This is a genomic window from Roseofilum capinflatum BLCC-M114 (assembly GCF_030068505.1).
Classification (GTDB): Bacteria; Cyanobacteriota; Cyanobacteriia; order Cyanobacteriales; family Desertifilaceae; genus Roseofilum; species Roseofilum capinflatum.
This window is the reverse complement of record NZ_JAQOSO010000001.1, coordinates 79,963-92,427: the sequence shown is the minus strand read 5'-3', so window position 1 is coordinate 92,427 and position 12,465 is coordinate 79,963. Positions and strand designations below refer to the sequence as shown.

Below are 12,465 nucleotides of genomic sequence, written 5' to 3'. Positions count from 1 at the left end.
AGTTTTATCGCGAAGCGTTTCATGTCGGCGACAGCCGAAAACGGAGTTTTATCGCTAACGAAGGAATCTGGGTTTCACACCCCTTTATCCGAAAGTGACAGAAGAGTACATGCGTTTAAGCGGTCACTAACTCAGGACGCTTACTATTGCGAATACCGGAAATCGCCTCAGCATAGTTTGGAGCCTTGAATACCGCAGAACCAGCAACAATAGCATTTGCTCCCGCTTCCAAGACTTGCCAAGTATTATTACCCTTCAAGCCGCCATCAACTTCAATCCAAGGATCGAGTCCGCGATCGTCGCACATTTGACGCAACTTACGAATTTTGGGAACCACTTCCGGAATAAAACTTTGTCCCCCAAACCCAGGGTTAACACTCATGATCAGAATCAAGTCGCACAATTCCAGGACATACTCAATCAACTCTAACGGTGTAGAAGGATTCAGCACCACTCCAGCTTGCTTGCCCAACTCTCTGATTTGTCCTAGAGTCCGGTGTAAGTGAGGAGACGCATTATGTTCAGCATGAACCGAAATAATATCCGCACCGGCCTTAGCAAAGCCCTCCACATACTTTTCGGGTTCCACAATCATCAAGTGAACATCCAGAGGTTTTTTGGTCACCGGGCGAATGGCATCTACGATTAACGGGCCGATAGTAATATTGGGGACAAACCGGCCATCCATAACATCCACATGAATCCAGTCTGCACCGGCTTCATCCACAGCTTTAATCTCTTCTCCCAGGCGGCTAAAATCGGCAGATAGAATTGATGGGGCAATAACAATGGGTTTGGGCATGACGATAGGTATTCTCCAAGGCGTTGTGAATCTCTATCATTTTAACAAAGTCTTTAGCATTACCCTAGCCCTGGGTCAACAAATCGTGTCCAACGTAACAGAACGTCAGTCTTGGGCTTCGTGGACATGAAACGCGCGGTAATGGGTAAAACCAGGTGTTACAGGGCGAAGTCACCCAGAGCGCAAAGGGCTGTAACCTAAGAAGCCACCTCACGAGTATTCGTAATGCCCAACACTTGGGTAAATCCACCCCTCGCTTGCGTTACGCCGATCGCACGCTCCGAGGCTTCAATCATCGGACGGCGGAGACTGACGACGATAATATTACTTTGTTTGAGAACAAAACATAGAAAATACGGGTTTTTCAGAGAGAGGCAAACTATATTAAATTCAGTAAAACCACTGTAGTTTTTATCCTCCGACACAGGTGATATTTAGCAAACATGAATGAAAACAATTTTATCGAAGTTAATAAGATTCGCTTTGAAAGCCTTGTATCCAAGCGAGTATTAACGCTGCCCAAAAAAGATAATTCAAACACTTTCGGCTAAAGGATCGAAAAAAGCAAATATCCATCGATCAACTCTGAAACCTATGACATCTGTAGAGAGTAATTACACCATTACCGGTGGTATCAGGTTTGAAACCCTCGTACCAGAACGAGTCTTGATTATCCCCAACCAGGATAATATCAAAACCTGGGCTGAATTTGGCATTAAAGTAACAAACCAAACCTCAACTCCCTATCGCTTTATCTTCTTTAGCTTAATTCCAGAAATCGTAGGACCAGAGGGAGAAGCAGTCGAATATGGTGCTGGCATAAATCATGCAAATCTCCCATTAGAGTCAGATTTTCTGTTAGCTAAACCAGGGGCGACTTTAACTTTCTTGACAAAAGCCAAGTTTTTCTGTGTGGGCAACAAGCTAGGATTTAGTGGTGTAAACCGCTACAATTTATCTTGGAGTTATAGAGGTCTGAGACCAATTAAATATTGGGTACGTTTTACTTATAGAAAAATATCTCCAACTCCAAAAATCAGCCGTCAGCCTTGGCCATTCTTAGAAGAGCTTTGGACAGGTATAGCATCTTCACCTTACGAAGAGTTCTACTTAGAATATTCTCCGGATTAAGGATAAGGAGTGAAAAAAGCAAATATTTATTTACAATGAGGCACAAAAAATGAAATTACGAGCGTATTTTTCAAACTTCTTGACAACGACCTTATTCGTTGTCCTTACTTGTGAATCTGTGATAGCTTTTAAAATCAAGTATCCACCCCCGGATTCGTCTAATTATTATGTTCCTTACCAGTTAGGAGATTACGAGGGAGTGACATGGTTGCCAGTTCCAACAGCACTAGACAGAGGAGGAACAAATGAACTTCTAAAACTGCTCAACGATTTTTCTAGACATCAAGGGGGAAAATGGACTTTCATTCCCGCAGAAAACGACTTACAAGGTAGTTTTGATATACAATCTTATTACGCTTGCGGCCCTCAAATCAGGTGTTTCCCGGTTTAAGGTAACTGATATTGATTATTTTATTGGCGATACAGAAGAAACTTATTTTCCGATTCAACTGGCATTTGATAAAAATGTGGGCAGTTTTAAGATGCGTCCGATAGTGACTGAAGAAGAGAAGAAAAAGCAGAAAGTACCAGAATCGAATTCGGTGTGGGGTTTAATCGGGTTGGGTGTTTTTGGAGTCTGGAAATTTATGGTTTTGAGGAATCGGAAGTAGTTAGACAAGTATGATAACTTAATTTGACCCTTTTTCTGATTTAAGTCCCGACGTTACTTTGTTTGAGTACAAAACATAGAAAATACGGATTTTTCAGGGAGGGTGAACCCATCTTAAATTCAGTAAGATCACTGTAGTTTTTATACTCCAATATAGGTAATATCTAGCCAACATGAATGAAAATAATTTTATCGAAGTTGATGGGATTCGTTTTGAAACCCTTGTACCCAAGCGAGTATTAACTCTGCCCAAGAAAAACCTAATTCAAAAACTTTCCGACCTAGGAAAGCATCTATTAAAACCACCCTTGCATCCGTCCCCTGGATATCCGGTGGAGATAGGGATTAGGATTACGAATAACAGCGATCGCCCTCTTTACTTTAGTTTTTATTTTGCCTTATTTCCTGAAATTATTAAAGCTAAAGATGGTACGAGAGTACCATTTAATATAGGGTGGTTTCGCCCAGTTGAGCCATTAAAATCAGATTTTCTATTAGCTCTACCAGGGGAAAGCATAAACTTTTTTCTCGATATCAAAATATGTTGGCTTTGTGGTAAAAACTATGGTTTTAGTGCATCATTTGGAGGGACAAGATTACTTATTGAGCCTCTCCATTCAGAACGGTATAAAATCAGGCTTGTATATACAAATCAGAAAAATACTGAACAATTCTATGATTTTATTAACAAAAAAAATAAAATTATAGAAGGATTGTGGACAGGTAGAGTCTTGACTCAGTTTGTAGAAATTTGCTTAGTCAATAGTTAGACAAAACAGTATTCTGTTCAAAACTGATAAATTTCAGGAATGGCGAAGAATGAAAGACAAAAAATATTACATCGTCTGGTTATCAACAATTTTGCTATCTGGGTTAACAAGCAAAGCAAGTTTTGGTTTTACTATCATACCTGCACAACCGGGTGCCAGCGAGTTCTACAGAAGAGAATCTTACTATACAGTAGACAACATTGTGGGAAAGACAGAATTAGATACTCGTTTATGGTGGGACCCTAATACATGGAATGATACTGTTGGGGGTGTCACTGAAATCAAAAGAGGTGGGACAGGAGAATTTTTGAGACGGTTAACTCAGTGGTCTCTTGTCGAGTCGTCTCCTGAATATACTTGGTCTTTTCTGCCAGCAGAAAATGATTTAGAGGGGAGTTTTGAAATAGTGACTAATCAAGCTTGTGGTTTGATAGATCATTGTGGTGGAGCCAGTACACCAATAAGTCCGATAGATTCTTTTCTTCGTGGAGTTGGCTCTCTTTTTCATGTAAAATACCATCCCGGCCAAAATGACCCTATGCCTGGTGAAGGAAAGCTTCACTGGATTCAGATGGTACAAGCTAACTATAGCCCTGACAATAAATTCCCTTCAAATTTACTTCCACGCTTTCCTGTTGTCAAGATTGACAACTTTCCAGGCTCAGATACTCCTTACTATGACATTCCAGGTTCCCGCGTTGCTGGTGAGGATTTTCTAATGGATCAACCATATAAGGGGAGTCGAGCAACTGCCCGCACAAACCATTATTTTAACGCACAACTCTATCTAGTTGAAGAAATCACACCACCAGAAAGCAAGAAAAGGGAAGTCAAGATTTATAACGGAATCAGATGGGGGTGGAAAAACCAAGTATCAGAGAAAAAACAAGATCAAAATCCAGTTTGCCCCCCTGGAAGCGAACCTAATTTGGCCAGTAACAACAGTGATAGTCTAGTCGCGAGCAATAGTAGTGAATGTGTAGTGGCTAAAAAATTCTCAGAGAGCCTATCATCAGGCATAGAAGAAGACAACTTTAACCTAGACGGACTCACTCCTGGAGCAACATTTTACGCCTGGATTAACAATGACCTGCCCTCCAACCAATGCAACCCCAATACCTACCTGAGCGGATATGACGATGAGGGCTATTTCCTCGGAGCTGACGATAACAGCAGTCACCTTGGTGATGGTTTTGCCTCCTCAGTCTTAGGTACTGTATCGAGTAACGGTAGGATCAATTTATCGGTCAAGGCTGCTGATGGCGGTCGTCGTGGAGAAGATGAGGGTAACTACGAACTTTATGTCAATGTATTCAATACTGAAGACTTCCCCATAGGAACGGGTAATGAAGACAATAACAATGGCAGTATTGCACTCGGTGGTAGCGGTGGAGGAGGTATTATCGTTGGCGGTAGTGGTGGTGGAGGCGTTATCTTTGGTAACCCTGACGGCGGTAACATTGAAGATACTCCGGGTCGCACCCAACAAAATCCCATACTTCCGAGTCGCATCGACTCTGATGGCTGGCAACACTTCTCTAATGTTCCCGGTTGTCGCTGGTATGACCCACCCATAGAAAAGGGATTTGAATTTGTCGCTACTGATAACACCCTATTTACAGAAATTCTAGATTTTCCCGTCGGTGAAGATGATTTGTTTACGGTGATGGTTGACGATCTAATTTTAGGAGAGTTTAGTCCGGGAGACAGAGTAGATTTTCTTTCCTTACTCGGTTCGGGTGTTTCCCGGTTTAAGGTAACTGATATTGATTATTTTATTGGCGATACAGAAGAAACTTATTTTCCGATTCAACTGGCATTTGATAAAAATGTGGGCAGTTTTAAGATGCGTCCGATAGTGACTGAAGAAGAGAAGAAAAAGCAGAAAGTACCAGAATCGAATTCGGTGTGGGGTTTAATCGGGTTGGGTGTTTTTGGAGTCTGGAAATTTATGGTTTTGAGGAATCGGAAGTAGTTAGACAAGTATGATAACTTAATTTGACCCTTTTTCTGATTTAAGTCCCGACGTTACTTTGTTTGAGTACAAAACATAGAAAATACGGATTTTTCAGGGAGGGTGAACCCATCTTAAATTCAGTAAGATCACTGTAGTTTTTATACTCCAATATAGGTAATATCTAGCCAACATGAATGAAAATAATTTTATCGAAGTTGATGGGATTCGTTTTGAAACCCTTGTACCCAAGCGAGTATTAACTCTGCCCAAGAAAAACCTAATTCAAAAACTTTCCGACCTAGGAAAGCATCTATTAAAACCACCCTTGCATCCGTCCCCTGGATATCCGGTGGAGATAGGGATTAGGATTACGAATAACAGCGATCGTCCTCTTTACTTTACTTTCAACTTTGTATTATTTCCAGAACTTATTAAAGCTGAAACTGGTGAAATTGTAGAAGTAAGTGGGGGTTGGATTAGTCTTTCTGGAGTAAAGGAACCAGATTTAGCTTTAACTATGCCTGGAGAAAGTACCAGCTTTTTTATTGATGCAAAAATATGTTGGATTTGTGGCAAAAATTACGGACTTAGCATGGTTATAAGCGGTGGTGAGTTTGTTTTTGAACCTCTTGATTTAGGGTGGTATCAGCTTCGATTTAGATATCAAAATCAAAAAGGAACTAAACAGCTATATGATTCTATCATCAAAAAAACTCAAGTAATAGAAGGATTTTGGATAGGTCAAGTATTGACTCCGTTTGTAGACATTTGGTTCGTCAATAGTTAAAAAATATTTTGTTCCAAACTAATAAATTAAGGAACCCCGAAAAATGAAACACCAAAAATATTATCTAGTCTGGTTATTAACAGTTTTCCTATCCGGGTTAACAGGTAAGGCAAGTTTTGGATTTACTATAATACCTGCACAACCGGATGCCAGCGAGTTTTACAGAAAAGAATCCTACTATACAGTAGACGATCTTATTGGAAAGACAGAATTAGATACCCGTTTATGGTGGGACCCTAATACATGGAATGATACGGTTGGGGGTGTCACTGAAATCAAAAGAGGTGGGACAGGAGAATTTTTGAGACGGTTAACTCAGTGGTCTCTTGTCGAGTCGTCTCCTGAATATACTTGGTCTTTTCTGCCAGCAGAAAATGATTTAGAGGGGAGTTTTGAAATAGTGACTAATCAAGCTTGTGGTTATAGGGATGGGTGTGGTGATGCCAGTACAGATATAGAGCCTGTAAGGACAGGAATTTATCGTGGAGTCGGTTCTCTTTTTCATGTCAAATACTATCCTGGTTTGAACGATCCTATGCCAGGTCAAAACAAACTCCACTGGATTCAAATGGTTCAAGCTAACTATAACTCTAACTCAGATAGTTTCTTGTCAAATTTAATTCCAAGTTTTCCTATTGTGGTAATTGACAATGGAGGAAGCCCTGGCACTCCTTACTATGACCGTCCCGGCGGTCGTTTTGCTGGTGAAGACTTTTTTATCGATAGACCATACGCTAGTGGTAAAAGAAGGGCTAGCGGGAACCATTATTTTAACGCACAACTCTATCTAGTTGAAGAAATCACACCACCAGAAAGCAAGAAAAGGGAAGTCAAGATTTATAACGGAATCAGATGGGGGTGGAAAAACCAAGTATCAGAGAAAAAACAAGATCAAAATCCAGTTTGCCCCCCTGGAAGCGAACCTAATTTGGCCAGTAACAACAGTGATAGTCTAGTCGCGAGCAATAGTAGTGAATGTGTAGTGGCTAAAAAATTCTCAGAGAGCCTATCATCAGGCATAGAAGAAGACAACTTTAACCTAGACGGACTCACTCCTGGAGCAACATTTTACGCCTGGATTAACAATGACCTGCCCTCCAACCAATGCAACCCCAATACCTACCTGAGCGGATATGACGATGAGGGCTATTTCCTCGGAGCTGACGATAACAGCAGTCACCTTGGTGATGGTTTTGCCTCCTCAGTCTTAGGTACTGTATCGAGTAACGGTAGGATCAATTTATCGGTCAAGGCTGCTGATGGCGGTCGTCGTGGAGAAGATGAGGGTAACTACGAACTTTATGTCAATGTATTCAATACTGAAGACTTCCCCATAGGAACGGGTAATGAAGACAATAACAATGGCAGTATTGCACTCGGTGGTAGCGGTGGAGGAGGTATTATCGTTGGCGGTAGTGGTGGTGGAGGCGTTATCTTTGGTAACCCTGACGGCGGTAACATTGAAGATACTCCGGGTCGCACCCAACAAAATCCCATACTTCCGAGTCGCATCGACTCTGATGGCTGGCAACACTTCTCTAATGTTCCCGGTTGTCGCTGGTATGACCCACCCATAGAAAAGGGATTTGAATTTGTCGCTACTGATAACACCCTATTTACAGAAATTCTAGATTTTCCCGTCGGTGAAGATGATTTGTTTACGGTGATGGTTGACGATCTAATTTTAGGAGAGTTTAGTCCGGGAGACAGAGTAGATTTTCTTTCCTTACTCGGTTCGGGTGTTTCCCGGTTTAAGGTAACTGATATTGATTATTTTATTGGCGATACAGAAGAAACTTATTTTCCGATTCAACTGGCATTTGATAAAAATGTGGGCAGTTTTAAGATGCGTCCGATAGTGACTGAAGAAGAGAAGAAAAAGCAGAAAGTACCAGAATCGAATTCGGTGTGGGGTTTAATCGGGTTGGGTGTTTTTGGAGTCTGGAAATTTATGGTTTTGAGGAATCGGAAGTAGTTAGACAAGTATGATAACTTAATTTGACCCTTTTTCTGATTTAAGTCCCGACGTTACTTTGTTTGAGTACAAAACATAGAAAATACGGATTTTTCAGGGAGGGTGAACCCATCTTAAATTCAGTAAGATCACTGTAGTTTTTATACTCCAATATAGGTAATATCTAGCCAACATGAATGAAAATAATTTTATCGAAGTTGATGGGATTCGTTTTGAAACCCTTGTACCCAAACAAGACCCAATAAATAAAAAAATGAAATCACATGAACCTTTTAGCAATAGTCTTGATCGAGCCAATGGAATCTATCTAGAGATATGGGAACCAGATTTGATAGTATTACCTATCCCAGAAAGAACACTACCGGCAAGTATTTCTTTTCGATTAGGGCTGAAGTTGACTAATCAGACAGTAAAACCTTGGAAAATTGATTCCGATAAAATAATCATTCCAGAGCTGATAACATCTGATGGTACAATCTTAGAAAGAGGATTAAATACTGACCATGAGGAAAATAAAGCCAATACACCTTATAAAGGCGATAAATTAGTCGATACAGTCGTCTATTCTATTTCAAGTTTAATTGACGATCTCGCCAGAAGAGGGATTTCGTGGGTGAGTCCCAAAACAGCAATATTCATCTCCATTTCTGCTAAAGTTTGTTGGGAAAATGATTTACTACAGTTACAGTTGTTAACCAATAGATGTCAAGCTTTAAATAGCTCGTGTTTTGATGCCCTCAACGTAGGAAGTTATCAACTCAGATTCATATACGAATCCAGTAAAGATCGAACAAAAAATAAGCCTAGACAAGAAAATTTACAGTTGAGAAATACCAAACAAACAAAAGGCGATCGCTTAACCACTCCTTTTGTCAACCTACGCTTGGTTAAAACTAAACCAAATGATAAAGCAATAGAAGTAGATGGTATTCGCTTTGAAACTACATTGCCAGAAACAGTAATCAGCTTACCAGAGAAGGACAATGGTATAGAAACATCTGTACCAATTGGTATTCGTATTACAAATAATAGTAAAACTGACTTTTATTTTAATTTTTATAACACACTAATTCCTGAAATTATTACTTCAAATGGGGAAATAATCAAGAAATATTACACCAGCAATTTCTTAAAAAGAATGTTATTATCCGACATACTTTTAGCTGTACCAGGAAAAAGTATTGATTTCTTTCCTAATGCTAAACTATTGTGTAAAAAAAATAGACAATTAAAACTAAAAATAGCTGCTGGAGATGGAGGTTATTGGATTTTTGACAATCTTAAAGCAGGTAGATATTGGCTTCGATTAACATATAAAAATAAATCTGTAGAAACAAGAGTAGAGGATAGAAATGCAAAAAAGATTATCTTATTCAAAAAGGTTTGGAGAGGAATGGTGTTAGGGTCTCTTGTAGCACTGGATTTATAAATATAGTCATTTTAAATTTCACTGATTTTTGTATTTTTCAACTTGTCAATTATGTCTATAGTAACTAAAAACGTTCTCTTGAAAACACATGCACTATTTTGGCTAGCAACTAGCTTTTTGATTAGTATCGCAAGCCAGCCTGTTCGTGCATTTACTCTTACACCTGGCCGTGGCTGGTTTGGATTGAGTAAAGGAGCTAGTGTTCGTTACCTCCCAAGAGATACAGGAAGCGACGAAATCTTTACTGTAGAAACCTGGCTAGATCCCAAGTTAGTCACAGAAATCCAAAGAGGAGGTACGCAACATTTTCTCCGAAAATTAGAAGCGTCTTTTCCTAGTGAAGATGGTTGGCTTTTTCAGGATGCTAGTAGAGACTTGGAGGGCAGGTTTGATATTGAGTATTACTATGCCTGTGCTTACACGAAAGTATGTGGAGACGATTTAGTAAATCCTGTTACAGGAAAAAACTACCCTAGAACTGGTGGAACTGGAGCCGGTTTTCAGTTACGTTATTATCCTGGTGAGGGAGATCCCTTACCAGGCCAAAGTACGCTTCACTGGATTCAAAGGGTTGTGAGTATTTCAGGAGAGGGTCATATTGATATTATTGATATTGGCAATGATGTAGAAACACCATTTTATGATATTGGTGGTCTTGCCGGTGATACATATTTTGTAGATAGACCATACTACAGTATCCATAAGTACATAATATGGGATGCTGAACTCTATCTGGTAGAGGTAGAAGACCCAGAGAATGCACCGAAGACAGTTACGATTCATAACGGTATTCAATGGGGCTGGAAAAGTAAAGCAAATGTTCGTCATTGTAAAGCTAGTGATGGCAAGATTGATAACAGCGACGGTGAATGTGTAGTGGCTAAAAAATTCTCAGAGAGCCTATCATCAGGCATAGAAGAAGACAACTTTAACCTAGACGGACTCACTCCTGGAGCAACATTTTACGCCTGGATTAACAATGACCTGCCCTCCAACCAATGCAACCCCAATACCTACCTGAGCGGATATGACGATGAGGGCTATTTCCTCGGAGCTGACGATAACAGCAGTCACCTTGGTGATGGTTTTGCCTCCTCAGTCTTAGGTACTGTATCGAGTAACGGTAGGATCAATTTATCGGTCAAGGCTGCTGATGGCGGTCGTCGTGGAGAAGATGAGGGTAACTACGAACTTTATGTCAATGTATTCAATACTGAAGACTTCCCCATAGGAACGGGTAATGAAGACAATAACAATGGCAGTATTGCACTCGGTGGTAGCGGTGGAGGAGGTATTATCGTTGGCGGTAGTGGTGGTGGAGGCGTTATCTTTGGTAACCCTGACGGCGGTAACATTGAAGATACTCCGGGTCGCACCCAACAAAATCCCATACTTCCGAGTCGCATCGACTCTGATGGCTGGCAACACTTCTCTAATGTTCCCGGTTGTCGCTGGTATGACCCACCCATAGAAAAGGGATTTGAATTTGTCGCTACTGATAACACCCTATTTACAGAAATTCTAGATTTTCCCGTCGGTGAAGATGATTTGTTTACGGTGATGGTTGACGATCTAATTTTAGGAGAGTTTAGTCCGGGAGACAGAGTAGATTTTCTTTCCTTACTCGGTTCGGGTGTTTCCCGGTTTAAGGTAACTGATATTGATTATTTTATTGGCGATACAGAAGAAACTTATTTTCCGATTCAACTGGCATTTGATAAAAATGTGGGCAGTTTTAAGATGCGTCCGATAGTGACTGAAGAAGAGAAGAAAAAGCAGAAAGTACCAGAATCGAATTCGGTGTGGGGTTTAATCGGGTTGGGTGCTTTTGGAGTCTGGAAATTTATGGGTTTGAGGTAGACCAGATAATGTAGCAAACATTTGAAAAATTGATATTACCGTGATTCATTTAACAAAAATAATTTACACTCTATTATTTACGCTCAGTATCGTTATCATTAATCCTTGGGGAAGCAGTCGGGGAGAGATCTGGACTCAACCCAAATGTGCTGTACTGGGTCTGATTGTCATCTGCAATCTCTACTTACTGTGGAAAAATTGGGATACTCTACAGATTCCCAAGAGTTGGTTTACCTGTAAACTTCTGTGGGAAATATTTCTGCTGATCGGATTCATTTCTACACTCCTGAGTCCCTTTCCCATTCGCTCTCTATTCGGTCAAGATCAGATGGGAGATGGTTGGCTCTACTGGTTGCTTGTCGCAGCTTTCACTCTCAGTAATACCCTCATTTTAAGGCGATATCCACAACTATTGCCTGCTCAACTCTACGGCTTTCTCATCGGTGGTCTTATTCTGGCTTTGAGTATGTTTCCCCAATTGATTGACTGGCGCATTGACTACACGGCAACCACCGGACAATTACTGCGAGATAATATCCTCGTCAGCACTATTTTTCAGGATCATCAACCTATCGGTTTGTACTCCCATCGGGGTCATGCAGCATTTGTGTTGGCAGCTATTGGCGTGATGGCGGTTGCTTGCAGACAGCTTCAATGGGTGTCGTTGCGAACAACTGTGACGCTAATTATTCCGATCGCGATCGCCCTTTTTTTGGCCAATACTCGCATGGCTCTTGTTGCTTTCCTCACTGGCATTTTATACTTATCAGGAAGGAAATACTATCGACGACTAATCCCCCTTATTTTAGTTTTTATACTAATGATTGGGGTCATGACTACCACCAGACAAATTTCAGGCTTGTCTGCAATCCGACAAATGACTTCAGACCGAATATACCTGTGGCAGATAGCCCCTCGCGGCATCAGCAAACGTCCTTTATTTGGCTGGGGTTTCAATGGTTTTGGCATTGCTTATCCCTATATCCGATCGCCAAAAGACACGCCCAATGTCCTCCGTTTGGGTGATTTAAGTTACGATGTAGTGGGGGAAGATGGCAACTTGAATACTGTACCTTTGATTACCTATAAAGCTCATAATCTCATTTTGGATACAATTTTATCAGTGGGAATTTTGGGAATGCTG

Annotated in this window: 10 protein-coding genes and 1 pseudogene; 9 read left to right on the top strand and 2 right to left on the bottom strand. The window is 40.7% G+C overall.

What is annotated here, in order from left to right; genetic code table 11:
* Window positions 1-115 precede the first annotated feature (115 nt).
* Entirely contained in the window at window positions 116-802 is a 687-nt protein-coding gene (rpe, locus tag PMG25_RS00425; protein ID WP_283764942.1) for a ribulose-phosphate 3-epimerase, read from the bottom strand.
* 197 nt (window positions 803-999) lie between these two features.
* Complete coding sequence (locus PMG25_RS00420) at window positions 1,000-1,227, bottom strand: hypothetical protein (protein ID WP_283764941.1); 228 nt, start codon at window positions 1,225-1,227, stop codon at window positions 1,000-1,002.
* 169 nt (window positions 1,228-1,396) lie between these two features.
* Between PMG25_RS00420 and PMG25_RS00415 the strand changes: the two genes are divergently transcribed.
* The 9 genes and pseudogenes from PMG25_RS00415 to PMG25_RS24350 all read left to right on the top strand — a co-directional run.
* The gene (locus tag PMG25_RS00415) at window positions 1,397-1,933 is read left to right on the top strand and encodes a hypothetical protein (RefSeq protein WP_283764940.1); all 537 of its coding nucleotides are present in this window, start codon (window positions 1,397-1,399) and stop codon (window positions 1,931-1,933) included.
* A 335-nt stretch (window positions 1,934-2,268) separates the two neighbouring features.
* A complete protein-coding gene (locus PMG25_RS00410; RefSeq protein ID WP_283764939.1) occupies window positions 2,269-2,544 on the top strand; it encodes a hypothetical protein in 276 nt (91 codons plus the stop codon).
* Between the two features lie 172 nt (window positions 2,545-2,716).
* A complete protein-coding gene (locus tag PMG25_RS00405) occupies window positions 2,717-3,313 on the top strand; it encodes a hypothetical protein (protein WP_283764938.1) in 597 nt (198 codons plus the stop codon).
* 49 nt (window positions 3,314-3,362) lie between these two features.
* Complete coding sequence (locus PMG25_RS00400; protein ID WP_283764937.1) at window positions 3,363-5,288, top strand: hypothetical protein; 1,926 nt, start codon at window positions 3,363-3,365, stop codon at window positions 5,286-5,288.
* Between the two features lie 172 nt (window positions 5,289-5,460).
* Window positions 5,461-6,057 carry a hypothetical protein gene (locus PMG25_RS00395; RefSeq protein ID WP_283764936.1) on the top strand — a complete coding sequence of 199 codons (597 nt, stop codon included), beginning with the start codon at window positions 5,461-5,463 and terminating at the stop codon, window positions 6,055-6,057.
* Window positions 6,058-6,100: 43 nt separating this feature from the next.
* On the top strand, window positions 6,101-8,032 hold the full coding sequence (locus PMG25_RS00390) for a hypothetical protein (protein ID WP_283764935.1): 1,932 nt from the start codon (window positions 6,101-6,103) through the stop codon (window positions 8,030-8,032).
* Window positions 8,033-8,204: 172 nt separating this feature from the next.
* Window positions 8,205-9,461 (top strand): hypothetical protein, encoded by a 1,257-nt coding sequence (locus PMG25_RS00385; RefSeq protein WP_283764934.1) that lies wholly within the window; start codon window positions 8,205-8,207, stop codon window positions 9,459-9,461.
* A gap of 51 nt (window positions 9,462-9,512) precedes the next feature.
* Window positions 9,513-11,321: a hypothetical protein gene (locus PMG25_RS00380; protein ID WP_283764933.1), complete on the top strand. Its 1,809-nt coding sequence runs from the start codon at window positions 9,513-9,515 to the stop codon at window positions 11,319-11,321.
* Between the two features lie 328 nt (window positions 11,322-11,649).
* Window positions 11,650-12,462, top strand: a pseudogene (locus PMG25_RS24350) (O-antigen ligase family protein); the annotation flags it as partial.
* Window positions 12,463-12,465: the final 3 nt, after the last annotated feature.

Excerpts from the sequence above, each read along its gene's own strand:
- rpe (WP_283764942.1), bottom strand. The coding sequence starts at position 802 with ATGCCCAAACCCATTGTTATTGCCCCATCAATTCTATCTGCCGATTTT.
- PMG25_RS00385 (WP_283764934.1), top strand. The coding sequence starts at position 8,205 with ATGAATGAAAATAATTTTATCGAAGTTGATGGGATTCGTTTTGAAACC.
- PMG25_RS00390 (WP_283764935.1), top strand. The coding sequence starts at position 6,101 with ATGAAACACCAAAAATATTATCTAGTCTGGTTATTAACAGTTTTCCTA.
- PMG25_RS00400 (WP_283764937.1), top strand. The coding sequence starts at position 3,363 with ATGAAAGACAAAAAATATTACATCGTCTGGTTATCAACAATTTTGCTA.
- PMG25_RS00380 (WP_283764933.1), top strand. The coding sequence starts at position 9,513 with ATGTCTATAGTAACTAAAAACGTTCTCTTGAAAACACATGCACTATTT.
- PMG25_RS00405 (WP_283764938.1), top strand. The coding sequence starts at position 2,717 with ATGAATGAAAATAATTTTATCGAAGTTGATGGGATTCGTTTTGAAACC.
- PMG25_RS00415 (WP_283764940.1), top strand. The coding sequence starts at position 1,397 with ATGACATCTGTAGAGAGTAATTACACCATTACCGGTGGTATCAGGTTT.
- PMG25_RS00395 (WP_283764936.1), top strand. The coding sequence starts at position 5,461 with ATGAATGAAAATAATTTTATCGAAGTTGATGGGATTCGTTTTGAAACC.